The sequence below is a fragment of the Parabacteroides sp. PF5-9 genome (assembly GCF_029893105.1).
GTDB lineage: Bacteria > Bacteroidota > Bacteroidia > Bacteroidales > Tannerellaceae > JARXWG01.
On the sequence record NZ_JARXWG010000002.1, the window covers coordinates 15,829 to 41,308 of the forward strand.

The 25,480-nt window shown below is 40.9% G+C and carries 18 protein-coding genes; 5 read left to right on the forward strand and 13 right to left on the reverse strand.

All coding sequences use genetic code 11. The annotated features are described in order from the left end of the window. Positions 1-20 precede the first annotated feature (20 nt). Complete coding sequence (locus tag M2135_RS01455; protein ID WP_280746791.1) at positions 21-2,138, reverse strand: M3 family metallopeptidase; 2,118 nt, start codon at positions 2,136-2,138, stop codon at positions 21-23. Positions 2,139-2,330: 192 nt separating this feature from the next. On the opposite strand from M2135_RS01455, the gene M2135_RS01460 reads away from it, so the two are divergent. Then, on the forward strand, positions 2,331-3,287 hold the full coding sequence (locus M2135_RS01460; RefSeq protein ID WP_280746792.1) for a nitronate monooxygenase: 957 nt from the start codon (positions 2,331-2,333) through the stop codon (positions 3,285-3,287). 2 nt (positions 3,288-3,289) lie between these two features. Here M2135_RS01460 and M2135_RS01465 read toward each other — a convergent pair whose 3' ends face one another. From M2135_RS01465 to M2135_RS01480, 4 genes are all read right to left on the reverse strand, one after another. Continuing rightward, entirely contained in the window at positions 3,290-4,471 is a 1,182-nt protein-coding gene (locus tag M2135_RS01465; protein WP_280746987.1) for a DUF5009 domain-containing protein, read from the reverse strand. A gap of 73 nt (positions 4,472-4,544) precedes the next feature. Beyond that, positions 4,545-6,536 carry a glucosamine-6-phosphate deaminase gene (locus tag M2135_RS01470; RefSeq protein WP_280746793.1) on the reverse strand — a complete coding sequence of 664 codons (1,992 nt, stop codon included), beginning with the start codon at positions 6,534-6,536 and terminating at the stop codon, positions 4,545-4,547. A 59-nt stretch (positions 6,537-6,595) separates the two neighbouring features. Beyond that, positions 6,596-8,551, reverse strand: coding sequence for an ABC-F family ATP-binding cassette domain-containing protein (locus tag M2135_RS01475; RefSeq protein WP_280746794.1), 1,956 nt, complete (start codon positions 8,549-8,551; stop codon positions 6,596-6,598). A gap of 301 nt (positions 8,552-8,852) precedes the next feature. After that, entirely contained in the window at positions 8,853-9,236 is a 384-nt protein-coding gene (locus tag M2135_RS01480) for a DUF3859 domain-containing protein (RefSeq protein ID WP_280746795.1), read from the reverse strand. A 117-nt stretch (positions 9,237-9,353) separates the two neighbouring features. On the opposite strand from M2135_RS01480, the gene M2135_RS01485 reads away from it, so the two are divergent. Continuing rightward, a complete protein-coding gene (locus M2135_RS01485; protein WP_280746796.1) occupies positions 9,354-9,905 on the forward strand; it encodes a DUF3332 domain-containing protein in 552 nt (183 codons plus the stop codon). Positions 9,906-10,269: 364 nt separating this feature from the next. On the opposite strand, the gene M2135_RS01490 is transcribed toward M2135_RS01485, so the two are convergent. From M2135_RS01490 to M2135_RS01500, 3 genes are read right to left on the reverse strand one after another with little or no spacing between them, the layout of a single operon-like run. Next, positions 10,270-10,893 (reverse strand): hypothetical protein, encoded by a 624-nt coding sequence (locus tag M2135_RS01490; RefSeq protein WP_280746797.1) that lies wholly within the window; start codon positions 10,891-10,893, stop codon positions 10,270-10,272. Next, positions 10,890-11,873: a TlpA disulfide reductase family protein gene (locus M2135_RS01495; RefSeq protein ID WP_280746798.1), complete on the reverse strand. Its 984-nt coding sequence runs from the start codon at positions 11,871-11,873 to the stop codon at positions 10,890-10,892. Before M2135_RS01495 ends, M2135_RS01490 begins: the two co-directional genes overlap by 4 nt. Positions 11,874-11,882: 9 nt before the next feature. Continuing rightward, on the reverse strand, positions 11,883-12,671 hold the full coding sequence (locus M2135_RS01500; RefSeq protein ID WP_280746799.1) for an EFR1 family ferrodoxin: 789 nt from the start codon (positions 12,669-12,671) through the stop codon (positions 11,883-11,885). 90 nt (positions 12,672-12,761) lie between these two features. Between M2135_RS01500 and M2135_RS01505 the strand changes: the two genes are divergently transcribed. Next, positions 12,762-14,303, forward strand: coding sequence for a M20/M25/M40 family metallo-hydrolase (locus M2135_RS01505; protein WP_280746801.1), 1,542 nt, complete (start codon positions 12,762-12,764; stop codon positions 14,301-14,303). Between the two features lie 64 nt (positions 14,304-14,367). Here M2135_RS01505 and panB read toward each other — a convergent pair whose 3' ends face one another. Further along, complete coding sequence (gene panB, locus M2135_RS01510) at positions 14,368-15,192, reverse strand: 3-methyl-2-oxobutanoate hydroxymethyltransferase (RefSeq protein WP_280746802.1); 825 nt, start codon at positions 15,190-15,192, stop codon at positions 14,368-14,370. A 158-nt stretch (positions 15,193-15,350) separates the two neighbouring features. Next, the gene (gene ppdK / locus M2135_RS01515; RefSeq protein WP_280746803.1) at positions 15,351-18,074 is read right to left on the reverse strand and encodes a pyruvate, phosphate dikinase; all 2,724 of its coding nucleotides are present in this window, start codon (positions 18,072-18,074) and stop codon (positions 15,351-15,353) included. 534 nt (positions 18,075-18,608) lie between these two features. Here ppdK and rlmD point away from each other — a divergent pair. Next, the gene (gene rlmD / locus M2135_RS01520; protein WP_280746805.1) at positions 18,609-20,021 is read left to right on the forward strand and encodes a 23S rRNA (uracil(1939)-C(5))-methyltransferase RlmD; all 1,413 of its coding nucleotides are present in this window, start codon (positions 18,609-18,611) and stop codon (positions 20,019-20,021) included. Positions 20,022-20,029: 8 nt separating this feature from the next. Continuing rightward, the gene (locus tag M2135_RS01525; RefSeq protein WP_280746806.1) at positions 20,030-21,439 is read left to right on the forward strand and encodes a transporter substrate-binding domain-containing protein; all 1,410 of its coding nucleotides are present in this window, start codon (positions 20,030-20,032) and stop codon (positions 21,437-21,439) included. A 2-nt stretch (positions 21,440-21,441) separates the two neighbouring features. On the opposite strand, the gene M2135_RS01530 is transcribed toward M2135_RS01525, so the two are convergent. Genes M2135_RS01530 through M2135_RS01540 form a run of 3 tightly spaced genes read right to left on the reverse strand, consistent with a single transcriptional unit; the run spans position 21,442 to position 25,478 of the window. Further along, positions 21,442-22,332 (reverse strand): serine acetyltransferase, encoded by an 891-nt coding sequence (locus tag M2135_RS01530; protein WP_280746807.1) that lies wholly within the window; start codon positions 22,330-22,332, stop codon positions 21,442-21,444. A 6-nt stretch (positions 22,333-22,338) separates the two neighbouring features. After that, on the reverse strand, positions 22,339-24,525 hold the full coding sequence (locus M2135_RS01535) for a hypothetical protein (protein WP_280746809.1): 2,187 nt from the start codon (positions 24,523-24,525) through the stop codon (positions 22,339-22,341). 11 nt (positions 24,526-24,536) lie between these two features. Further along, entirely contained in the window at positions 24,537-25,478 is a 942-nt protein-coding gene (locus M2135_RS01540; RefSeq protein ID WP_280746810.1) for a hypothetical protein, read from the reverse strand. Positions 25,479-25,480 lie beyond the last annotated feature (2 nt).

Here is a 25,480-nt window from a genome sequence, read left to right on the forward strand (position 1 = left end):
TTTTTTATATGATAGAATACTTATTTTAAACCTCTGTTTTTAAGCAACGGTTCAGTATTCGGCTCTTTGCCTCTGAAGTTTACATACATCATCATCGCATCATCTATACCTCCAGGAGTAAGTACATAAGTACGGAATTTTGCCGCTACTTCCTGATTGAAAATATCTCCGGTTTCAACAAAGGCCTGATAAGCATCTGAATCTAATACTTCAGACCAGATATAACTATAGTATCCGGCTGTATACCCTCCTCCCATTGTATGGTTGAAATAAGGGGTACGATAGCGGGATGGTATCTGTTTCAATAGGCCACGGTCTCCCAACACTTTATTTTCAAAAGTCATTACCTCAAAATTATCAGGGATTTGTTTTAGTATATGATAATCCATATCCAGATAAGAAGCTGCCAGATATTCCGTTGTAGCGAAGCCCTGTCCGTATTTACCGCTCTTATCCAATTTTTCGATGAGTTCGTTTGGAATAATTTCTCCGGTTTGGTAATGTTTGGCATATACTTTCAGCAATTCCGGTTCAAATACCCAATGCTCCATAACCTGAGAAGGTAATTCAACGAAGTCGCGCGGAACTCCACCAATACCGTAATAATGTACATCACGGAAAAGACTATGCAGACCATGTCCGAATTCATGGAATAAAGTAGAGGCTTCATCCGCACTTAATAATGCAGGTTGTCCTGGTGCTGGTTGGGTAAAATTACATACGATAGTGACAACCGGTGCTACACGTTTTCCGTTTTCATACGTTTGACTGCGATAACCGCCACACCATGCACCGCCTCTTTTACTTGCACGCGGGAAGAAGTCCATATATAATACACCTAAGTGTGTTCCGTCTTTATCTTTACATTCATAAGCTTCAGCATCCGCATGAGGCAATGGTATATTCTTTATCGGAGTAAATGTAATACCATAAAGTTTGTTTGCCAGTAAGAATGCTCCATCACGCACATTGTCTAACTTCAAATAAGGTCTGACTTCATTTTCATCCAGATTAAATTTTGCTTTTTTAGCCTTTTCAAAATAATAACGCCAATCCCAGCCGGCTGCTTCAAAGTTGTTACCTTCTTTTGCAATTTCAGCCTGAATATCTTTTAATTCATCTTTTGCTTTAGCTAATGCCGGAGTCCACAGTTCATCCAAGAGATTATACACATTCTTTGCATTTTTGGCCATACGTTCCTCTAAAACAAAAGATGCATAATCGTCATACCCCATTAACTGTGCCTTTTCCAAACGTTTTGTTACCAGTTTTTTAACGACTTCTTTATTATCTTCACTATTACCGTTATTTCCCCGGTTTATATACCCATTGAAAATCTTTTCACGTAACTCACGTTTATCCGAGTATTGCAAGAAAGGCATTACACTTGGATTGTGTAAGGTAAACAACCATTTCCCTTCCAAACCAGCAGCTTTAGCCGCTTCCGAAGCTGTAGCAATAAGGTTCTCTGGTAATCCGGAAAGATCTTCCTGTTTGTCAATAATCAGTTGAAAAGCATTTGTTTCTTTCAGCATATTCTGACCAAAAGTGAGTTGAAGCATTGCCAGTTCACTATTCAATTCACGTAATTTAGCTTGCTTATCTGCTGGTAAATTCGCTCCGCCACGCACAAACCCTTTATATGTTTCTTCCAGTAATTTGGTCTGTTCTTTATCTAATGCAAGTTGCTCTTTCTTATCATAGACGGCTTTGACCCGTGTAAACAACACTGGGTTCAAGCGAATATCATCACTATGTTTGGAGAAAAGCGGTGACATTTCACGGCTTAAAGCTTCCATTTCACTATTGGTATCGGCACTGTTTTGCCCACTGAAAACGATTCTGGCTTTAGTCAACAATTGCCCACTTTGATCTAAAGCAACAATCGTATTTTCAAAAGTCGGTTCTTCTGAATTATTACAGATCGCTTCAATATCTTTTTTCTCTTCCTCCATCCCCTGTAAAAAGGCAGGTTTGTAATGTTCCAGTTTGATTTGATCAAAAGGAGGAACTCCAAACGGAGTCGTGTATTCCGTCATAAACGGATTTCCTGAATCATCGTTATTAGTCTTTGTTCCCGAGGAACCACAGGCGTTTAACAGAACGGTTAGCCCAGCTACCATAATCATTTGTTTCATTCTTGTGTAAATATTAAAATTAGATTTGTTGCAAATATAGTGAAAACCAGATAAGGAATGATATAACTTCTTTGAACATTTTTATTTACATCTACTTTGGAGAATACGCCGTGACATAATTCCAGGGCAAGCTTGATTCTGTATTCAGCTTTCACTATATTTGTTTGTAGAATCACTTTAAATATTTGACAGATGAACAGGATATGCACTCTTTTCAAGATAAAATACCCTATTATTCAAGGAGGAATGGTTTGGTGTAGCGGTTGGCGACTGGCATCCGCAGTAAGTAATGCCGGAGGTTTGGGACTTCTGGGAGCAGGTTCGATGCATCCTGAGACCCTGAGAGAACATATACAAAAGTGTAAATCAGCTACCAACAAGCCTTTTGGTGTAAATGTGCCATTAATGTATCCGGATATAGATCAATTGATGCAGATTATCGTCGAAGAAAAAGTACCGATCATCTTTACATCAGCAGGAAATCCAAAGACATGGACTTCTTATTTAAAATCAAACGGTATATCTGTTGCACACGTAGTTAGTAGTTCCAAATTCGCATCAAAATGTGAAGAGGCCGGTGTCGATGCAATAGTAGCTGAAGGTTTTGAGGCGGGGGGGCATAACGGTAGAGAAGAAACAACAACTTTGTGTCTGATTCCTGCAGTGCGTCGTGTAACGACTCTTCCTTTATTAGCTGCCGGAGGTATTGGTACGGGTGAAGCGATCATGGCTGCTATGGCGTTAGGTGCTGACGGTGTACAGATAGGAACGCGCTTTGCTCTATCCGAAGAGAGTTCGGCACATCTTAACTTCAAGCAACTGGCTTTGAATTTGAATGAAGGTGACACCAAATTATTATTAAAAAAACTATCTCCTACCCGATTGATAAATAGCAAGTTTTCAACTTTAATTGAAGAGGCCGAATCTCGTGGCGCTTCTACTGAGGAATTGCGGGAATTATTAGGTCGCGGTCGTGCCAAAAAAGGTATTTTTGAAGGAAATCTGGAGGAAGGAGAACTGGAAATAGGACAGGTTTCCTCTCTTTTCCGCAAAATAGAGTCGGTTGATGAGATTATGCGGGATTTAATCGAAGGATATCATTTAATCCGGCAAAAGATACAGGACGATCGTCTATTTCCTCCGGCCTGATATTATATTTTTAGACGAATCCTCATTTTCATCAATATCCAGGCTATCCCAATGATCAGTAATGAGAAAACGAATGACTTGGCTAGTCCCGGTATGCCGGACTGAAGCCAGTCGGGATATTGTATATCCAATAATTCCTGAACACTATACCACGCATAAGGGATAATATAACAGGTTAATGTGACTGTTCCCGCCGGTTTGATAAGATTAAACCAGTGACTTCTTCCTTTCACATCTGTCAGGTGATAGACGAATGCAAAAAGCGGAAAAAACAGGGCACAACAATAGAACAGCCAGGTTGGGGTTGCCTGTATCTTGGATATAATCCAATACTGATGTGCATAGATTGCTGCCGCCAGCATAACAATACCGATACAACTCATAATCAGATAAAAACGTCTCGGATTATACCTGTCGGCAAATCGCTGCATCAATAAAGATGCCCATATACCCGCCATACCAAAGGTATGGAGAGTAGCTTCGCTGGGTATATATGATGTAAATTTCCATTGATCAAATGTGCCTGTTTCGGAGAGAATGGAGCATCCGATCAAAACGATCAACATAAGTGTATTCAAAAAGAGATTTTTCTGTGTAAACAAATAAATAACGGCACAGACCAGATAAGTCCAACCAATCAATCCCAAAATCCCCCACCATTGCGGTGAAAACAACATACCGTTTCTCCCTTTATAAATATAGAACAGATAAACCAGGATCGCTATTCCGATCATTTTCATAACCAAAATCAAGTATTTTTTCCAACCTTTTACCGAAGGGTATACACTCCAGACAAGAAAAAATCCCAATACCATCAATAGCGAAAAGTAAGGCATAGACATCCCTGTAGCCAACGGATCGATTGTATCCCTGTTTACCGTAAACACTCCCATCACCAATAATGCGATTGTTCGTGCAAGTATATGTGCTCCGACCTGTGGGTAAGTATCGCCTTTCTTCAATCTGTTTTCAATGGCAAATGGGATAGCCATACCCATCGCAAATAGAAAACCGGGAAATATCGTATCGGAAAAACCGAGCATATCTTCATTGGCGGTAGCATGCAGTAACCAGTGAGGGATATTTTTCAATCCGGGGATATCATTGACAAAAAGCATCAGGAACATCGTTAGAGCCCGAAAGATATCCAATGCTTCTATCCGACCTGACCTATTGGAGCGCATGTATGTGGTTCGCATGTGAAATTGTGTTTAACGATTGTACCCCAGGTTTTTATACCTGGGGTTATTTATCTGTTTATCTGATCGGAATATACTGGACAAAAGCTTCTATGGCTTCATAAGAGGCTAATCCCAGTTCTTTATACAATTCGGCAGTCGCCCTGTTTCTGTCTTCGGCGCGTTGCCAGAATAAACGTTCATCGTCACCAAGGAAAGGAGCACTTTCCATCTGTGATTGATGTTTAAGGATGGCATTTCGTTTCAGGCGCAATTCTTCCGGACTGATCGGCACAGCCATTTCGATATGGTCCATTTCCCATTCGGCCCATGCTCCGCGATACATCCATACCCGGCAGTTTTTCATCCACGCTTCGTCTTTTATCATATCTATAGCAGCCAAGATAGCATCCAGGCAGACTTTATGTGTGCCATGAGGGTCAGCCAGGTCGCCGGCCACAAACATCTGATCCGGTTTTATTTCATTCAACAGATCAAGGATAATAGCTATATCCGCTTTGGACAAAGGCTTTTTTTGCACCATGCCTGTTTCATAAAACGGCAAATCGAGGAAGCGAATATGATCTTCTTTTGTGATACCGGCATATCTTGCTCCGTGCCGTGCCTCTTCCCGACGGATTGTACCTTTCATAAACAGTACATCCTGACGCTCGGGCTGACCGTCATCTATTTTATCAAACCGCAGATATTGAATAATCTCTTCTGCTTTATTTTTTATACTGTTATCGTTGGGACTGTATCTATCGCTAACATCCCGAAGGTATTCACAATAGCGAACCACCTCTTCGTCTCCTACCGCAATATTCCCGGATGTCTGATAGGCCACATATACATCATGATGTTGATCGCATAACCGGCGGAATGTTCCTCCCATTGAGATCACATCATCATCCGGATGCGGACTGAAGACAATCACTTTTTTGGGATAAGGCGTTGCACGTTCCGGACGATTGGAGTCGTCTGCATTCGGCTTTCCTCCCGGCCATCCGGTGATTGTATGTTGTATATCGTTGAATATTTTGATATTCACATTATAAGCAGAGCCATAAAGAGCCAATAACTCACCCAGACCATGTTCGCTGTAATCTTTGTTGGTCAACTTCAAGATCGGTTTACCTGTTAGTTGACAAAGCCACACGATAGCTCTTCGAATCAGTTTATTATCCCATTCGCAACTGGTCACCAACCAGGGGTGGCTGATACGTGTCAGTTCATAACCGGCCGACAAATCAATAACGACGCTGGCATTCGGGTGATTCTGCAGGAAGGAGGAAGGGATTTGATCAGATACTTTATCTTCAACCGTCTTATAAATAATATTCGCTTTACTTTCCCCCCAAGCCATCAGAATCACCTGGCGGGCTTTCATCATCGTGGAGATACCCATGGCAATAACACCAGCCGGAACACTGTCGACAGAAGGGAAAGTGCGTGAAGCCTCTTTGCGTGCAGCACCTTCCAGCAGAACCAGACGTGTACGGGATGAAATGGTAGTCCCTGCCGCATTAAACATGATATTACTGGTCTCTCCCACTCCCATCAGCATAACGTCTATCCCTCCTACTCTGTCGATCATCTCTTCGTATTGGATACAGAAATCCAAAATCGTATCTTTCGGCATAAATCCGTCAGGGGCATATATATTTTCGGGATGGATATCGATATGATCTAAAAATTCACTTTTCAGTTGGGCTAAATTCCCGGAAGAAATGATGGTCAGTGGGTAAAATTCATACTCAACAAACACAATCACATTGCTAAAACTGAGCGCTTCTTCTTTGTGCATCCGGATAAGTTCCTGATACACATCGAGCGGAGAACGCCCTCCCGGCAGAGCCATCACAAATTTTTGTCCGGCTTCCTGCTTTTTCCGAATCTGTTTGGCAATACCCTCTGCAATCGCATTGGAGCCTTCATGAATCGATTCGTAAATAGATGTCGGAATTTTTTCAAGTCGTGTTAAAACAGAATGTTCAAATGCATTTTCAGGACGATAATACCTCACAGGTATACGTGTCAACGTAATTTGTGAACTAAGGTTCGTTTTCATTTCTTTCGTTTTTTATAGTATTTCAAATCAGTGTAGCAAAGATACATAATTCTGTTGATCTATGATTCTTTGTTTACAAAACAATCCAACTCCATTGTCAGTTCAGTCCACTGATCCATCACGGCGGATAATTTCTCTTTTAATTCGGAATATTGGGCATATAGTGACGGATCGGCCGCCCCTTCGGGGGTTGCCAGTTGCACTTCAACAGAAGCGATATTCAGTTCAAGTTGATTTATTCTTTCTTCTACATCGGCGATCGCTTTTTCTATTTTTTTTATGACCCGGTTTTGCTCTTTTCGGGCTTCATACGACAACTTGTTTTGTGATTGAGCCAATGTCTCTTCCTCTATCACATTCGATAAAGAGGGATTCTTGGGAATACTACGTTCTAATTCACGCAGGTTATCCATTTTTTTCCGTTCCAGAAACTCATAGATCCCTCCCAGATGTTCAATCACCCGTTGATTACCGAATTCATAGACTTTATCGACCAACCCGTCCAGAAATTCACGGTCGTGCGATACCAGGATAACCGTTCCGTCAAATTCACGCAACGCATTTTTCAATACATCTTTGGAACGCATATCCAAATGGTTGGTCGGTTCGTCCAGAATAAGCAGATTAACCGGTTCCAATAATAAACGTATCATAGCTAACCGGCTGCGTTCGCCTCCGGAGAGTACTTTCACTTTCTTATCCGAAGCCTCTCCTCCAAACATAAACGCACCCAGAATGTCTCGTATCTTTGTGCGGATATCTCCCTGAGCCACATAATCGATGGTATCGAATACCGTGAGATTTTCGTCCAACAACTGCGCCTGGTTTTGAGCGAAATAACCGATTTTCACGTTGTGGCCTAACTGGAGTTTCCCGGTGTATTCAATCTCATCCATAATACATTTGACCAAAGTGGTTTTCCCTTCACCGTTTTTTCCGACGAAAGCGACTTTATCTCCCCGGTTAATTGTGAGGGTCACCTGATCAAATACGATATGATTATCATACTTTTTTCCTACATTTTCGGCAATAACCGGATAGGAACCGGATCGCGGGGCCGGCGGGAATTTCAGACTTAACTTAGCGTTGTCGACATCATCAATTTCAATCCGTTCAACTTTATCCAGCTGTTTGATGCGCGATTGCACCTGTACAGCTTTAGTCGCCTTATACCGGAAACGTTCAATAAACGCTTCGGTATCTGCTAATTTCTTTTGCTGGTTTTCATAGGCTCTTAATTGTTGTTCGCGTCGCTCCTGCCGTAAAACCACATAATCGGAATATTTGACCTTATAATCATAGATCTTACCCAGTTCGATCTCAATCGTCCGGAAAGTCGTATTATCAATAAATGCCCGGTCGTGTGAAACCAATATGACGGCATTTGCCCGGGTAGCGATAAAGTTCTCCAACCACTGAATAGATTCGATATCCAGATGATTGGTCGGCTCATCCAGTAAAAGAACATCCGGTTGACGTAATAACAGTTTGGCTAACTCGATACGCATCCGCCACCCTCCGCTGAATTCGGAAGTAGGACGTCTAAAATCATCCCGTTTGAATCCCAGTCCAAGCAGTGTTCGTTCCAGTTCCGCCTGGTAATTATTCCCTCCCATCATCTGAAACTGCTCAGACAGATGAGTGACCCGGTCGATGATTTTCTGGTAAGCTTCCGATTCATAGTCTGTCCGCTGAGCAAGTTCTTCATTCAACTGATTCATCTCTTTCTCCATCTGATGAATATGTTCGAAAGCCATTTCAGCCTCTTCATAGACCGTTCGACTATTGACAAGGCTCATTTGCTGGGGAAGATACCCGATGGTAATATCTTTGGGGATACTGATATTTCCGGAAGTAGGTAGTTGCAAGCCGGCAAAAATTTTAAGCATAGTCGACTTACCTGCCCCATTTTTACCCACTAAAGCCACCCGGTCTTTTTTATTCAACACAAATGAGACATCATCAAACAGAGTAAAACCTCCAAATTCAACTGTTAATCCTTCAACCGAAATCATTTTCTTATCTATTTATGGGCACAAAGATAAGAAATGTAGGAGGATTCGTAAAATTCGTTTTTTTACTGCCCGTGACTCTTATCTGTTTTATTCAAATTCATTCGTTTATTGAAGCTTATACCTTCTCTTTTTGGCTTCGTAAGTTAATCGTCTACCAATTGGAGCCCGATCGTCTACCAGTTGGATCACTTTCGTCTACCAACTGTGTCACTATCGTCTACCAATTGGTAGACGATTAATTTTTTAGGAAAAAACAGTTAGTGGTTCATTAAAAAACGGGGAAGAGTTCTAAAAGAAAAGATCAGGAGATGTGAAAGCTTTTACGGGCTACCTCTTTCCCTTTATACAAAACGGAAAGTATCCACTCTCCGCGTTTATTTTCAATGGGTTCCCAGACTGTGTCACCGAGGAAAAAGAGAAAATCATTGCTGTTCACAAAATAAACGCCTTCAAAAGGAGGAGTGATTTCCCCTTTTTCGTCCGGAAAAGGAGGATGATCGATGCGAAAATCGAGTGATTCGCCTTTACCTCCTTTTACAGAAAGAATAAAACCAAACTCTACCCCTATTTCTGCCGGTATATCCAGGGTATGTCTGATAATTTTAGGCAAAGCCTTTGAGGCTCTATCCCATTGGGTATAGAGGCCATAACTCTTAATTTCGAATGTCGGTTTTATTTTAGGCATAATTGTTCATGCAAAAGTACAAATTTCAGGATAATTGAACTCATTGCTGTCGTTCACTAAATTTTAAATAAAAGTTTTTATCTTCGTACCGATTAATGTAACTAAATAATTAAAATCATGAAAAAAAGAAGTTTTACTTTGTTACTATCAGCAACTGTAGCTTGCAGTGTTCTGTTCTCTTCTTGTATCGGTTCATTTAACTTATCCAACAAACTTTTATCGTGGAACAAAAACATTGACGGTAAATTTGTGAATGAGTTGGTTTTTCTTGCTTTCTGGATCGTTCCGGTTTATGAAATTGCCATGTTAGCCGATGTTTTGGTGTTGAACTCAATTGAATTCTGGACAGGTGATAACCCGGTTGCAGATGCTGGTAGTACGCAAACAATTAATACTGAAAATGGTATATATACTGTAGAAACAAAAACAGACGGATATCATATTCAGAAAAATGGTGAAGAAAAAAGTATCGACCTTGTTTTTGATAAATCCGACAAAAGTTGGAGTGTAGAAGCTGATGGTGAAAGCAGTAAATTGCTTCGTTTTGAAGATGATGACAAAGTGGTTATGTATTTACCTGATGGTGGTGAAATGAACGTAGAACTAAGCCAGGCAGGTGTACTTGCATTCCGTCAGGCTGTTCAAAGTGCTTTTTATGCAGCGAAATAAATCGCTCTAAATAGGATAAAAGAAAAAGCAGACTTATCATAAGTCTGCTTTTTTTTATGTTTTAACATTAAGAGAATGATAGACTTCAAATCGAAGGATATGTGAAGATGTAAAATATAGTGACCAATGCTATCTGGGCTCCTCTCCTGGCCAGGAGAGGGGAACCGCCGCTTGCGGGGGTGGAGAGGTTGTGTTTTAAAGTTAAATGTTTATTACTAAAACACTTGCAGTACTCTCAACCACTCCACCGCTGCGGGGCAGCGGTCCCCCTCGCCTGTCCAGGCAAGGAGCTGAGAATGTCCACTTGCTAATTTTGAAATATTCAAACATTACCCCAACTAAAGATTGTTCGTTATTATTCACCTTATTTTAAGAGTGGCAATAACTCCTTCTCAAAGATTTCGCGACTAATAATCCGGTAATGTGGTGAATAGTTTTCTTCAAACAACAAACTGTGATGTCCGACATATTCACCTCTCTTTAATCGTTCATGAATCTCCTGCTTATCTCTTTCATAATCAGGCAATGACAGGTTCATAGAATGTATGATCGCTTCGATCTGATACCATTGCCTCTCCCACTCCGGAACAGTGATTGGTTGAATGCCATTTACACTTCTGACAAAAGCATCAAAGAAAACCGGATATGAGATTTGTCCGGTTTTAAGCACGGATAGGTTTACCCGTAAAAAATGATGTTGCCAGCCAAGTGGTTCAGTGAGATCTCCGGATATTTCATTGTAGGACGCTAACTCACGTCTCAGATAATTTCCGGCAGAAGTGGTATCACTGATAATATGTCCAGGTCCGAATACATCCTGAAAAAAATTCTTATATAAGTCTTTTAACGTAGATTGGGGATAAAGCTGAAGTTGCCGCGAGACAGACTCACGTACTGCTGTTTCAAAGTCTTTTTCTTCAGTAGCTACGACTGAGATACAGTTGTTAATCATTAGACAAATAAACAGAATTCTCACGACTCCCTTCATTTGATCAATTCTTTTAATGTATTGGGCAGTTCTTCGCCTGTGATGTTTTTTGCCTGAATCACTCCGTTGGGATCAATCAAGATATTCGCAGGGATACCACGCACGCCGTAAAGTGCCGGTATTTCGGAATCCCAATATTTCAGGTCGGACAGATGTGTCCAGGTCAGTTGATCGTCGCTGATTGCTTTCAACCAACTCTGTTTATTATAATCCAGAGAAATACCCAGTACAGTAAACCCTTTATCTTTATATGCCTGAAATGTGTTTACCACATTTGGATTTTCCCGGCGGCAAGGAGGACACCAAGCTGCCCAGAAGTCAATTAAGACATATTTCCCACGGAAATCAGACAAGGATACAGCTACTCCGGCTGTGTCGGGTAATGAAAATTCGGGTGCGATCTTACCGATTTCTACATTTTCCAATTGTTTGATAATCCCATCCAGATCTACAACATACGGGCTGTTGGCAAGAGCAGGAACGAGTTTAGTACGGGTTGCTTTCAATTGATCCAATGTCAGCCGGTAAGTGAAATAACGGTATAAATAGAAGGCGGCTACCGGTGAATCCGGATATTTGGAGACTAAGCTGTCAATATTGAATCCATCTTCTTGTATATGGGCTTCATTACCCAGAAAAATGTCATTAGCAGGAGAATTCAATACGGTAAACTGACTACCGTCTTCATTCATCTTGATCTGCATCGGTCTATTTTCGATAAAGAATTGATTGGGATAACGCATCGTTTCTGTGGCCAGACCAAACAGAAGCGGTTGATCCACTTCGCCGGAAAAGGTAAATTTACCCTCTTTTATTTCTGTTGAGTCTACGTTAAAAAACATCTTGTTACGAAATGTTTTTAAATAGACTAAACCTTCGTTGACTCCGGCTATTTCTCCATGAATAGTATATCCTTTGGGAGACGGCTGGCAGCTTATAAATGCAAAAATGGTCAATACGATTAAAGATAGCTGTTTCATAATCTGCTGTTATTTGTTTGAATGTTTGAATATCGGATGATGATATCGTCCTTTTTTTATGGTGCCTTTTCCATATTCGATCGCTCGAACCGGACAACGGTGAATACAGGCGACACATTGCACGCAGGTATTGCCCCACAACGGTTTACCCGTTTCTGATAAAGTGATTGTTTGGGTGGGACAGACGCGTTCGCATAAGCCACATGCGATACACGCTTCTGTGGCATAAAATGAGTTACGACCAATCGCATAACGACTGAATAACGGATAGATAATGCGGCTCTTCAGAAAAGGCAGACTGCCTGTTTGGTATAAATTTCCTGAAGAATTGTTTGTTATCTCTTGGATAATCTCTTTTATACGGGAAGCTGATTTTTCCAATTTTTGTTTTTCTATTTCTTTGGAATCAACATCAAATCCGGGCAACAATACATAATTATTCGGCATTTCTACCGAATAACTTCCCGATAGGGATATCCCCGATCGATTCAAGCTTTTTTTAAGTATATCTGTGGTGTATCCACATTCATCGCCACAGGTACAGACCGAATAAACCGCTTGTTTATCATAATTTTCGAATCTGAGTCTGGAAATAAACCGCATAACAAAGACAGAAGGTCCCCAAGAGTGTACGGGATAAACGAAAAAAACCTTTTCGTTCTCTTGCAGTACGTAGCTTAATTCAAAAGTGTTTTTACTTAGTTCTTCGGTTATAGAAGATAAAGTCTCATTAAAAGCATCACCTAATGCTTGGGCTACATACAACGAATTACCTGTTCCGGTAAAGTAAAAGATCATCTTGTTGTTTACTTGTTTACAAACACAAAAATAATACATTTCGAATATAAATGATATCTTTGTTCATCTGTATCTAATAATAATGCTTATATGAAAAGAATACTACTTATCTATGCAGTAACAGTCTGCATGTGTATACCAGCACTTTTAGCTCAAGATGCCACTGTAAAAAAAATCATTGAAATCGGTCAGACCGATAATCAAACCATGCGTCATCTGGATATCCTAACGAATCGGTTCGGCGGTCGTCTGGTAGGTTCGGATGCCTATGAGAATGCAGCGGAATGGATGGTTCGGGAGTATAAAAGCTGGGGACTCGATGTGGAGATCGAAGAAGCCGGTAGTGTGCCGGTAGGTTTTAATCGCGGGCCATGGTTCGGACGAATGTTGAGCGACAACGGCATGAACCTGCATTTTGCAACCCCTTCTTACACCTCCGGAACAAAAGGATTACAACGTGGACATGTATTAATTGAACCACGGACCCAGGAGGAGTTTAACCGCATCAAAGGAAAATTAAATGGGGCGTGGGTATTGATCTCTGGGAAAAATACCGGATGGCCGATCGATCGTTCGGTAAGTGGTGATTCAACGCGCGCAGTCATTAAAGCGGAAAATGCTGAAATCACTTTAAAGAATCGTGATTTATCCCGCCGCAATATGCAACAGGGAGAAAATAATGAGTTACAGCCTTATCGTGAGTTTCCGGCGCTTTTCTATCATGAAATGTGCGAAGCCGGCGCTTTAGGTTTTATTCAGTCGTCAACTGTTCCTATTCGTGCGTTATACGACAGGAAGATGTTGAATGAAGGGATGACCTTTGATGAGTTGCCTGAACTTCCGGATATCAAACTGGATGAGCATCAGTTTGCCATCATCGAACAGATGGTGAAAGAACGCCGTGAATTTCAGTTAGAGTTTGATATACGAAATCATTTTAAAATAGGTCCGGTTAAATATCATAATATCATTGCCTCCATAAAAGGAACTGAATTTCCGGATGAATATGTGATAATCAGTGGTCACCTGGATGCTTTCGACGTGGCAACAGGCGGTGTCGATTGCGGAACAGGTATTGCTCCAATGATGGAAGTTGCCCGTATACTTGCAAAATCGGGTGCCAAACCTAAAAGGACAATCCTTTTCATTGCTTTTGCGGCGGAAGAGTTCGGGTTGCTTGGTGCTAAAGCTTTTGTCAAGAGACATCCGGATCGTTTGACCAAAATAGCGAATGTCTTCAACCGGGATGGCGGACCGGTTCCTCCGGTTAGTATTACGGTTCCTCCGGCAGTATATGAGGATTTCAAAAAGTTCTGTGAACCGATCAAACAGATCAGACCGGATTATCCGTTTGAAGTAATCTTACAAAAGGAACCGCGTACCAAACCGGCTCAACCGGGTAGTCATGACGGAACGGTCTTTGCTGTGGAAGGAGTACCGACGATCTATTTTGAAACGGCAGATTTCAAGGGGTACGATTTCAACTACGGAGAAATATGGCACACAGAACGTGACCTTTATACCAAAAACATTCCCGAATACCAGGAGCATACATCTACTGTCACGGCAATTGTCGCATTGGGTATTGCAAATATGAAGAAATTAATGTCGCGCGAAGGGGTTTATAAATAAAGGGGATTTACCCAACGAAAAAAGGTGGTCGGAATTACTCTCTGACCACCTTTTTTATAGGTTATCAATACTGTTCTTTCTCGTTGGGGAAATCGAGTGTTTTCACATCTTCAATATAGGCTTGAACAGCTCCTGTGATGATGTTTTCCAAATCGGCATAACGGCGAAGGAACCGTGGGGAAAACCCTTGTGTCAATCCCAGCATATCATGCATCACCAAAACCTGGCCATCAACACCGCCCCCTGCTCCTATTCCAATAACGGGAATAGTCAGTTCGGATGCAACCTGTGCTGCTAATGCGGCCGGAATCTTTTCCAAGACCACTCCAAAACAACCGATCTCTTCAAGCATATGCGCATCGGATAAGAGTTTTTCAGCTTCAGCTTCTTCTTTGGCTCGGACAGTATATGTTCCGAACTTATTAATGGATTGTGGCGTCAATCCCAAATGTCCCATGACCGGAATCCCAGCCGAAAGGATACGCACAATTGAATCTCTGATCTCCTCTCCTCCTTCAAGTTTCAGACAATCGGCATGTGTCTCTTTCATGACCCGTATGGCTGAAGCGACTGCCTCTTTAGAATTTCCCTGATAAGAGCCAAAAGGCAAATCAACAGCCACTAAAGCTCGCTTAACAGCTTTCATCACAGATTTACCATGATAAATCATCTGATCCAAAGTGATGGGTAATGTGGTTACATTTCCGGCCATCACGTTAGAGGCGGAGTCTCCTACCAGAATCACATCCATACCTGCTTCGTCAATAATTCGTGCCATGGAGTAATCATAGGCCGTCAGCATCGATATTTTTTCACCACGACGTTTCATTTCGATCAGGCGATGAGTAGTCACCTTCCTGTTTTCCAAATCCCTTTTTGCAACTGACATAACTCTTGTTTTTTTTATTGTTACGGCGGCAAATTTAAGGATTAATCCAATCAAAGAGTAACATATTCTTTTATTTTCGTTCAATCTACGGTAAGTCTATGAAAACAAAAAAGGTATCCGCTTTTGGGATACCTTCTTTTTCTTTTATCATCAAGTGATTATAGTTCTTCGATTACAGCTTGTGCAGCAGCAACCCGTGCAATAGGTACACGGAAAGGCGAACAAGAGACATAATTCAGTCCAACTTTATGGCAGAACTTCACCGAAGACGGTTCTCCGCCATGCTCTCCACAAATACCACATTTCAATTCCGGACGTACCGCACGTCCTTTTTCGGTGGCCATACGTACCAACTGTCCTACTCCATTCTGATCCAATACCTGGAATGGGTCAAACTTCAATATTTTCTTCTCTAAGTAGATCGGAAGGAAAGAGGCGATATCATCACGTGAATAACCAAAAGTCATCTGTGTCAAATCATTTGTTCCGAAAGAGAAGAATTCGGCAGAAGAAGCGATACGGTCGGCTGTTAATGCTGCACGTGGGATTTCGATCATTGTGCCTACTTTAAAGTTGATTTCATCACCCTTTTCGGCAAACAATTGTTTGGCTGTGTTGCGGATAATCTTTTCCTGTTCCAGGAATTCGTAAAGAATACCGGTCAACGGTACCATAATTTCAGGAATAGCCGTAATACCTTCTTTCTTTAGTTCCAGTGCAGCACCCAAAATAGCTCTTGTTTGCATTTCTGTAATTTCCGGATACGTATTGCCCAAACGACATCCACGGTGTCCCAACATCGGATTGGCTTCGCATAATGCCTCTACACGTTGACGGATCGTTTCAACAGGTAATCCCATTGCATCAGCCATCTCTTTTTGTCCTTTTTCATCATGGGGAACAAACTCATGCAAAGGTGGATCCAGTAAACGAACAGTAACCGGGCAGTCGTGCATCGCTTTAAATATACCTTTGAAGTCTGCTTGTTGGAACGGAAGTAATCTTTCCAATGCTTTGCGGCGATCTTCTGTTGAGTCAGCCAGGATCATTTCACGCATAGCTACAATTTTTTCGCCTTCAAAGAACATATGTTCTGTACGGCAGAGTCCGATACCGCAAGCACCGAATTTGCGGGCAACACTTGCATCATGAGGTGTATCGGCATTGGTGCGAACATCCATCTTTTTATATTTATCGGCCAACTCCATCAATGCGTTGAAATCGCCTGTTACTTCGGCTTCCTGTGTATCTATTTTGCCTTCATAGAGTTCTCCGGTAGTACCATTGATAGAGATAAAATCTCCCTCTTTGAATACCTTTCCATCGACTTCCATTGTTTTCTTTTTGTAGTCGATGTTCAATGAACCGGCACCCGAGACACAACATTTACCCATACCGCGTGCCACTACGGCAGCGTGTGAAGTCATACCTCCACGAGCCGTAAGAATCCCTTCGGCTACCGCCATACCAGCCAGGTCTTCCGGAGAGGTTTCTATACGTACCAATACGATTTTCTTTCCACCTTTATACCATTCGGCAGCATCCTCTGCATGGAATACGATCTGTCCTGTAGCCGCTCCGGGAGATGCCGGCAATCCTTTAGCAAGGACTTTAGCCTTTTTCAGCGCATTTTTATCAAATACGGGGTGAAGCAATTCATCCAGCTTATTGGGTTCAATCCGCAGAAGAGCTGTTTTCTCGTCAATCATACCTTGGCGAAGTAAGTCCATGGCGATTTTAACCATCGCCGCACCGGTACGTTTTCCGTTACGTGTTTGCAAGAACCACAATTTACCTTCCTGAACGGTGAACTCCATATCCTGCATATCGCGGTAATGGTTTTCCAGTTTGGTTTGAAGGTCATCCAACTCTTTATAAATTACAGGCATTGCCTCTTCCATTGACGGGTATTTAGAGGCTCTTTCCTCTTCAGAGATATTGGCCATTTGTGCCCATAACTGAGAACCTGCTTTTGTGATTTGTTGTGGGGTACGAATACCGGCAACCACGTCTTCACCTTGTGCATTGATCAAATATTCTCCGTTGAATATATCATCTCCATTTCCGGCATCGCGAGAAAAACATACGCCTGTAGCAGAAGTTTCTCCCATATTACCAAAGACCATGGCCTGAACATTCACCGCTGTCCCCCACTCTGCCGGAATTCCTTCCATTTTACGATACAGAATGGCACGGTCGTTCATCCATGAATCGAATACGGCACAGATCGCTCCCCAAAGTTGTTCATATGCATTTGTCGGGAAATCTTTTCCGGTCTGCTTTTTTACAGCAGCTTTAAATTTGCTGACCAATGATTTTAAGTCGTCAACACTTAATTCGTTATCCAGCTTAACTCCTTTGGCTTCTTTTACTTCTTCTATAATTTCTTCAAAAGGATCAATATCTTCTTTATTGGTTGGTTTCATTCCCAATACGACATCACCATACATCTGAACGAAACGGCGGTATGAATCCCATGCAAAACGAGCATTTCCTGTTTTACGGGTCAACCCTTCAACAACATCGTCATTTAATCCAAGGTTAAGAATGGTATCCATCATACCGGGCATAGATGCTCTTGCACCCGAACGAACCGAAACAAGTAACGGATTTTCAATATCTCCAAATTTCGAGTTCATCAATACTTCTACACCGGCAATAGCTTTTTCTACATCAGCTTTTAATAATTCAACTACCTGATCTCTCCCGAGATCATAGTATTCGGCACATACATCTGTTGTAATCGTAAATCCCGGAGGAACAGGTACACCAATCAGATTCATCTCTGCAAGATTTGCACCTTTACCTCCCAGCAGGTTTTTCAACTCTGCTTTACCTTCAGCTTTTCCATTACCAAAGGTGTAAACTCTTTTCTTTTCCATGATACTATTTTCGTGATATTAGATAATTATTGTGTCAAAAAATATGCACAAATCGGTTGTAAAAGTATAACTAATTTTCAAGACTTGACGTAATAAATTTTGTGTTTTAGAACCATATTTCGATTGTTTTTTAGTTGCCCTGAAATCGACAATAAGGTTCGCTCTTTTCCTCTTTTTTATCCGGTTTTTAAGTAGTCGAAAACAAAAATCCCAAACAACGGATTGGTTTTTTTGTACCTTTTGCGACACTTTTTTGTTAGAGGTACCTCTAAAATGTTTTACACCTACCTCTAAATCGATTTAGAGGTACCTCTAAATTTGTTTAGACGTACCTCTAACAGAAAACAGATGTAGGTGTAACAAAAATAGAACTGCGATCTTGTTGCTTTTTCTATCAGATGGAGTAAAAAAAGCGTATAAGAGAAAGTGAAAAAAATAACCGGGTATTGTGATTACTCCTTTTACTTTTCCTGAACCTGAATATATGCATTAAAATATCTACCTTTGCCCCACAAATAATTAAAGACTACTGAATTGGCAAGAAAAAAGAAGGTGTTACCGCTGTTGGAGAAGGTAACGATAACTGATGTGGCGGCTGAAGGGAAAGCGATAGCAAGAGTGAATGAGCAGGTTGTTTTTGTTCCTTTTGTTGCTCCAGGCGATGTGGTGGATATACAAGTGACCCGTAAAAAAAACAGTTATATAGAGGGAAAAGCGATTCATTTCCATGAATATTCGGCTCAACGGACAACGCCAGTCTGCGAGCATTTCGGTGTTTGTGGCGGATGCAAATGGCAACACCTGCCTTATGAAGAACAGATCAAATATAAACATAAACAAGTTATTGATAGTCTGACACGTATCGGAAAGGTCGAACTGGGAGAAATTCTGCCGATTATGGGATCGGAACGAACCACCTTCTACCGTAATAAACTGGAGTTTACGTTCTCAAATAAAAAATGGGTCACCGAAGAGCAGATAAAATCAGGCGAAACGCTTGACCGGGAAAATGCATTGGGTTTTCATATTCCGGGAATGTTTGATAAAGTATTGGATATCCGGAAATGCTGGTTGCAGGATGATGTATCGAACCGGATCAGACTGGTTATCCAGGCGTATTGCTTGTCTCATGAAGGATACCCTTTTTATGATTTGCGTAATCATGAAGGATTTGTCCGGACGTTAATGATCCGAACAGCATCTACGGGTGATTTGATGGTGGTGGTGGTATTTGCCTATGAAGAGAAAGAAAAGCAGGAAGCACTTCTGTCTCATATCGCCTCTATGTTTCCGGAGATCACTTCTTTGCAATATGTGATCAACCGTAAATTAAATGATACGATTACCGATCAGGATGTGATTGTTTTTCAAGGGAAAGATCATATTTTCGAACAGATGGAGGGTTTATCGTTTAAAATCGGACCTAAATCTTTTTATCAGACAAATAGCGAACAAGCGTATAACCTCTATAAGATAACACGCGATTTTGCGGGATTAACTGGAAATGAAGTCGTGTACGACCTATATACCGGAACAGGGACGATCGCTAATTTTGTTTCCAAACAGGCCAAGCTGGTGATCGGTATCGAATACGTACCTGAAGCTATTGCGGATGCCAAGGTGAATGCTTCGCTGAATGGGATTGAAAACGCCCTGTTTTATGCCGGCGATATGAAAGATATATTGACCGAATCGTTCATCAACGAACATGGTCGTCCGGATGTGATAATAACAGATCCGCCCCGCGCCGGTATGCATGACGATGTGATTCAGACTATCTTGTTTGCCGAACCGGATCGGATTGTCTATGTCAGTTGTAATCCGGCTACTCAGGCACGGGATTTGAGCTTATTGGATGCAAAATATGTTGTAGCCAAAGTGCAACCTGTCGATATGTTTCCGCATACGCATCATGTAGAAAATGTGGTGTTGCTTGAAAAACGATAAACAGTTAGATGTTTCGGAAGAAAAAATATAAGCTGCGATTAACGACATTTTTTCTTTTCATATTCTTATTTGTAATTAACACAGGATGTTATAACAATAAGAAAAAGAGTAATGAAAATAATGCTTCGAAAGATCTTCCTCAGTTAAAGGAAGAAGGTCGGATAAAGGTTGTAACTCTATATAGTTCAACATCTTATTTCCAGTACAGAATGGAGCCGATGGGGTATGAATATGATCTGATCAGTGACTTTGCACGTTCTCAGGGATTGAAACTGGAGATCAAGGTGGCGGAAAATAGTGGCCGCCTGATTGAAATGCTGGAATCGGGTGAAGCGGATGTGGTGGCCTATCCCCTTCAGATAACCAATGAGAGAAAACAACGTGTATTATTCTGTGGAGAGGAGACACATTCAACCCAGGTGCTTATTCAACGGGCCAATCGTGGAGACAAGATTTTAAAAGATGTCACGGATTTGATTGGCAAAGAAGTACATGTAAAGAGCCATACGCGTTATGCAGAACGTTTAAAGAGCCTGAATGAAGAATTGGGTGGCGGCATACAAATTACGGATGTCGAAAAGGATACGATCACTTCGGAGGATTTGATCGAATCTGTCTCCAGAGGTGGAATTGCCTATACTGTGAGTGATGATAAAACAGCCCGGTTAAATAAAACGTATTTTCAGAATATAAATGTCAATTTGCCGATTAGTTTTATGCAACGTTCATCCTGGGTCGTCCGCAAGAGCAGTCCCGAATTGGCAAAAGCGATTGATGAATGGGCGTCAGGAAATACAAGCCAGCAGCGTATCAGGGCGATCACCAAACGGTACTTTGAACTGAGTAAACAGCCGTTTGAATCGACCATTCCTGAAGTGATAGACGGGAGAATCTCTCCTTATGATGATTTATTTAAAACGCATGCACCGACATTAGAGTGGGATTGGCAACTGATTGCTTCCATTTCGTATCAGGAGTCACACTTTAATCCCTCAGTGGTTTCATGGGCTGGCGCACAAGGGTTAATGGGGGTTATGCCCAATACAGCCAGGGCATTCGATGTCGATCCGTCCCAATTGAACGATCCTGAAACAGGTATTTTGACCGGTATTGCCTGTTTGCGCCGGTTTCGAAACGGTTTTTCTGAGATAGAAGATCCGCTGGAGAAAATGAAATTCACTTTGGCCTCATACAATGCAGGTATCGGTCATATTTATGATGCACAGCGTCTGGCTGAAAAGTATGGAAAAGATCCTAAAAAATGGGACGAGAATGTCGCCGAATTTGTGCGTTTAAAGAATGACCCTGAATATTATAACGATCCGGTTTGCAAACATGGATATTTGCGGGGATCAGAAACTTATAAATATGTCTTTGAGGTACTTCAACGTTATGCATATTATAAAAAGAATACCTGAAATTATTTACCTTTTTGAACTTGCGATTGAAGGACTTTCGAGTGTGGCGCGACACTCTGTGTAAGCCATATATTACCTCCGATAACAGATCCTTCTCCTATTGTGATACGTCCTAAAATAGATGTGTTTGAATAAATAATCACATGATCTTCAATAATTGGATGACGTAAATTATTTACGGGTAATCCCTGGTCGTCGTAGGTGAAACTTTTTGCTCCTAAAGTCACTCCCTGATAAATTTTTACATGGTTTCCAATAATTGTCGTTTCTCCGATCACGATGCCTGTTCCATGGTCTATGGCAAAATATTCACCGATCTGAGCCCCTGGGTGAATGTCGATCCCTGTATTTGCATGAGCCATTTCTGTTATAATACGAGGAATGATAGGTACATCCAATAAAAGTAATTCGTGAGCGACCCGTTGATGAAAGATGGCTAACAGACCTGGATATGAAAAAATGACTTCACTTGGACTGGTTGCCGCAGGATCACCGTCCAGTATCGCCTTTACATCGGTAGATAATAAGGCTTTGATCCGTGGAATTTCATTGATAAAGGTAAGGGCAATCTCCGATGCCTTACCTTTAGAATCAGGACATTGTATTTCTCTTTCAAAGCATAACCCGTTATAAATCTGCTCGTATAGAAGATCATAGAGATTTTCCAGGTTAACCCCCATATAGTAACGAATAGAACTGACCTGCGACTCTTGTTCTGTTCCGAAAAACCCGGGAAATATAATCTTACGTAACAAATGCATGATTTCCTGCAGTGAGTGAACAGAAGGAGAAGGCTTCTGATGAAGCGGAATATGGGTATACTCTGCCTTGTCTACCGCAGAAAGAATCTCGGCATTTTTCTGAATTTGATGGAGGATGTCTGATCTGTCCATAGGGGGTTATTTATCCCAGCGTGGGTCGTAGCTAATTAATTGTCTGGTGCCTGAACTAAAACCGATATATATACGGTTGTTTAGTGCATACATACAGAAAATCTCACGATTGTTTTCCTGTAGTCGCGATTTTTTTGTCCATTTTTTTTCTTCCGTATTGTATTGCCATATATAACCATTATCATCTATCACATAGATCGATTGATCCAAAGCTACTCCGGCGCGAATAAGACCACCGGTAGAAGGCAGATCTGTTTCAGAGACCCAAGTGTCTCCTAAATCAGAAGATGACCATAACTTTCTACTGCCAGTAGGAGATGTTCCTCTCTCAGTCTCCCCTAATCCGGTATAAATGACGTCATTAATCACGACTGCAATACTGTTGAATTGTGCTTCAGGAAGAGGTGTTTTTTGAATCCATCTTCTTTCTGGTTCGATATAATTCAATACTTCATTTGTTTTAACCCGGTTTTCCTTTTCCCCCCCAATGAAAAAGGCATTATCTTTCACATAACATCCGGCGCTACTGGAACGTGCTTCCGGCAAATCACCATTTATATTAATCTTATACCAGGAGACAGTATATATATTATGATAATAAAAGTCGTTTGTCGGTTTATTATTCTCGTTAATACCGCCAAAAACCATTACAGATTCACTTGTACATGCCGTAGCCATCCAGGATCGTTTCAACGGATAACTTGGGTATTTTTGTATCCAGGTTTCATTGCTGGATTCTTTGTTTGGAATAAACGTCCAGAATTCATCAATCATTGAATGTAAATCGTTTCCTCCTAAAAGATATCCTTGTCCTTTGATCGCGAAAAATGCAGCAGCTCCTCTCATTCGAGTTCCACCATCAAAAACAGCAGAATTTGTAAAAATCAAAGGAGTTGTAAATTCTTTTGTTTGACCATAACTAATACCGGCATCATTTCTGGCATATACCCTTATGTTATAAGTCGTACTTCCTTTAAGTTTTATTGTATGACTAAACGACACCCCATTGAAAGCAGCATGAATCGTATCATTTTTTTCAATTGTTGGTTCAGCAACATCAGATGCCCCCCAACATATACCAACTTCTGAAATTCTCGATATGCCAACATCTTGTATTTCTCCCTTTACAATGACAGCATCTTCACTTGTGGTTAGTGCTATAGAAAGTGTCGAAACTGTAGGTAGTGCCTTTAAGGTTGTAAATTGCAATACTTCAGTTTCTTCTACGCCAAAAGCCTCATTCTCGGCATAAGCTTTGATAAAATAACTCTTTTCAGGTAATAAATTTTCTAAAAATCCACGGAATTGTCCTATACCTCCTCCGACAGTGATTGTATCTGCTATTGCAAAATCTTCCCATTCACTATAATAAAATCCTCTTTCTATAACAGGAGACGCTCCTTCATCAATTATAAGCGCAGAGAATAGAGCACCTGTGTAACCTACTGATTCTTCGACAAATGAGGCAATCGTTGGTTTCCCTTTTTTTGTTGTAAATTCTTTTTGATTACCTATAATGATGCCATATTGGGTTTCTATATATGCCCGGATATAGTATTTGGTGTTTTCTTCAAGATCTTCAAATTTTAATTTAAACGTATAAATATCAGGTTCTAATGCATTGTTGACCTGAACTGAATCTTTATTGATAGAAGATGTGGACATATCTTCTACCGAATAATAAATGCCATAACGTATGACTTCTCCTTCTAAAGTAGGATCAATGATACCACCAGATATGGCAGAAGTGACAGATATCTCTTCCGGATCAATTGTTGTTATTTTTCCTGAACCGGTACGGGTGATTACCGAATCAATTTTGCTGAGTCCAATCTCACCAAGTGAATTTTTTGCATAAGCACTGACATAGTATCTTGTTGAGTCAGCCAGATAATCAATCGAACTTGTAAAATCAGAGGCTATATCTATAACTATTGATTTCGCTTTACCGTTCTTTACTTCAACAGAATCCGTACTCCAATAGAACCCTTTTTCAACGACTTTATCTCCATTTTCCCGAACAACCTGTGCATTTATATTGAACGAAAATGCAGTAATATGGTCTATTCCTATTATCTCAACAGACGGTGCATGTGCATTCTGTATACCATCAGGCATATCAGGGTCATCTATACAACTGAAAAAAAGTGGGATAGTCAATAAAAACGTGATATATAAATATAGTTTATTCATTGTTTTCTGAATTAAAAGAATACTCCTACTCCAGCATTAAGGTCGATATATTCAAAACTGATCGTACTACAACCGATACTCATAAATAACGAATTGTATCTTATCATAAAATCGACTTCTGCAGCAATACCTTTATACGATGTATCCACATTCTTACACCATCTGTCCGATTGGGTGTTTCCATCATAGTCTGTTATACTGACAGGCCATAACAGCGTTCTTTCTCCATATCCCAAACCGATAGAGGTATATAGCCATGGGGTAGTTCTTACTACGCCACCGGCCGTAATAGAATAGCTATTGATCTTTTTTGACCGGCTTTTATCAAACGTATAGGCCAGTTCATCCTCTTTCCCTATTTCCGTAATACTCCCTTTTTCCCAGGTATAATTATTTTTACGAAAGGAGGCATTTGTTTTTGCCCGTACATACCAGCCAACTTTGTCGAACATACCACCTATAGTCAATCCGAATGGTGCCTGAATGGAAAAAGCATAACCGACAAAAAAAACCATATCAGGTTTAGATGTAATCCTTTGTTCATTTTCTATGACTGGGGTAACCGGCTTTTGTAATTGTTTTAACTGACTTTCCCATTGAAGAGCCAGTTCTTCGTTTCGGGAATGTCCAATCCCTTCTGTATAGTAAGTGATTAATTGGGAGATTGCTGTTGTATCATTTTGTACAGCTTTAGCTTCAAGGCAATCAAAGCATTTACTCATCAATATTCGCATGGAAGGGCGCATTTGTTCATTGGCCAGCCATATTGTAGTCAGCTTTTCAATACTATACGGATCACAATAAACAACCCCTTCTTCATACCACATCTGTGCATCTGAAAAATCGCGACGAGCCATTGCTTCATCACCTTTTCTATTATATTCTTGTAGTTGCTGCGCCACAACATAAAGAGGTAGCATTGTATATATTAATAACAATAAAAGTTTTTTCATAA

Excerpts from the sequence above, each read along its gene's own strand:
- M2135_RS01540 (WP_280746810.1), bottom strand. The coding sequence starts at position 25,478 with ATGAAAAAACTTTTATTGTTATTAATATATACAATGCTACCTCTTTAT.
- panB (WP_280746802.1), bottom strand. The coding sequence starts at position 15,192 with ATGTCAGTTGCAAAAAGGGATTTGGAAAACAGGAAGGTGACTACTCAT.
- M2135_RS01455 (WP_280746791.1), bottom strand. The coding sequence starts at position 2,138 with ATGAAACAAATGATTATGGTAGCTGGGCTAACCGTTCTGTTAAACGCC.
- M2135_RS01480 (WP_280746795.1), bottom strand. The coding sequence starts at position 9,236 with ATGCCTAAAATAAAACCGACATTCGAAATTAAGAGTTATGGCCTCTAT.
- M2135_RS01475 (WP_280746794.1), bottom strand. The coding sequence starts at position 8,551 with ATGATTTCGGTTGAAGGATTAACAGTTGAATTTGGAGGTTTTACTCTG.
- M2135_RS01465 (WP_280746987.1), bottom strand. The coding sequence starts at position 4,471 with ATGCGCTCCAATAGGTCAGGTCGGATAGAAGCATTGGATATCTTTCGG.
- M2135_RS01505 (WP_280746801.1), top strand. The coding sequence starts at position 12,762 with ATGAAAAGAATACTACTTATCTATGCAGTAACAGTCTGCATGTGTATA.
- M2135_RS01535 (WP_280746809.1), bottom strand. The coding sequence starts at position 24,525 with ATGAATAAACTATATTTATATATCACGTTTTTATTGACTATCCCACTT.
- M2135_RS01525 (WP_280746806.1), top strand. The coding sequence starts at position 20,030 with ATGTTTCGGAAGAAAAAATATAAGCTGCGATTAACGACATTTTTTCTT.
- M2135_RS01500 (WP_280746799.1), bottom strand. The coding sequence starts at position 12,671 with ATGATCTTTTACTTTACCGGAACAGGTAATTCGTTGTATGTAGCCCAA.
- ppdK (WP_280746803.1), bottom strand. The coding sequence starts at position 18,074 with ATGGAAAAGAAAAGAGTTTACACCTTTGGTAATGGAAAAGCTGAAGGT.
- M2135_RS01460 (WP_280746792.1), top strand. The coding sequence starts at position 2,331 with ATGAACAGGATATGCACTCTTTTCAAGATAAAATACCCTATTATTCAA.
- M2135_RS01470 (WP_280746793.1), bottom strand. The coding sequence starts at position 6,536 with ATGAAAACGAACCTTAGTTCACAAATTACGTTGACACGTATACCTGTG.
- M2135_RS01495 (WP_280746798.1), bottom strand. The coding sequence starts at position 11,873 with ATGAAACAGCTATCTTTAATCGTATTGACCATTTTTGCATTTATAAGC.
- M2135_RS01490 (WP_280746797.1), bottom strand. The coding sequence starts at position 10,893 with ATGAAGGGAGTCGTGAGAATTCTGTTTATTTGTCTAATGATTAACAAC.
- M2135_RS01530 (WP_280746807.1), bottom strand. The coding sequence starts at position 22,332 with ATGGACAGATCAGACATCCTCCATCAAATTCAGAAAAATGCCGAGATT.
- M2135_RS01485 (WP_280746796.1), top strand. The coding sequence starts at position 9,354 with ATGAAAAAAAGAAGTTTTACTTTGTTACTATCAGCAACTGTAGCTTGC.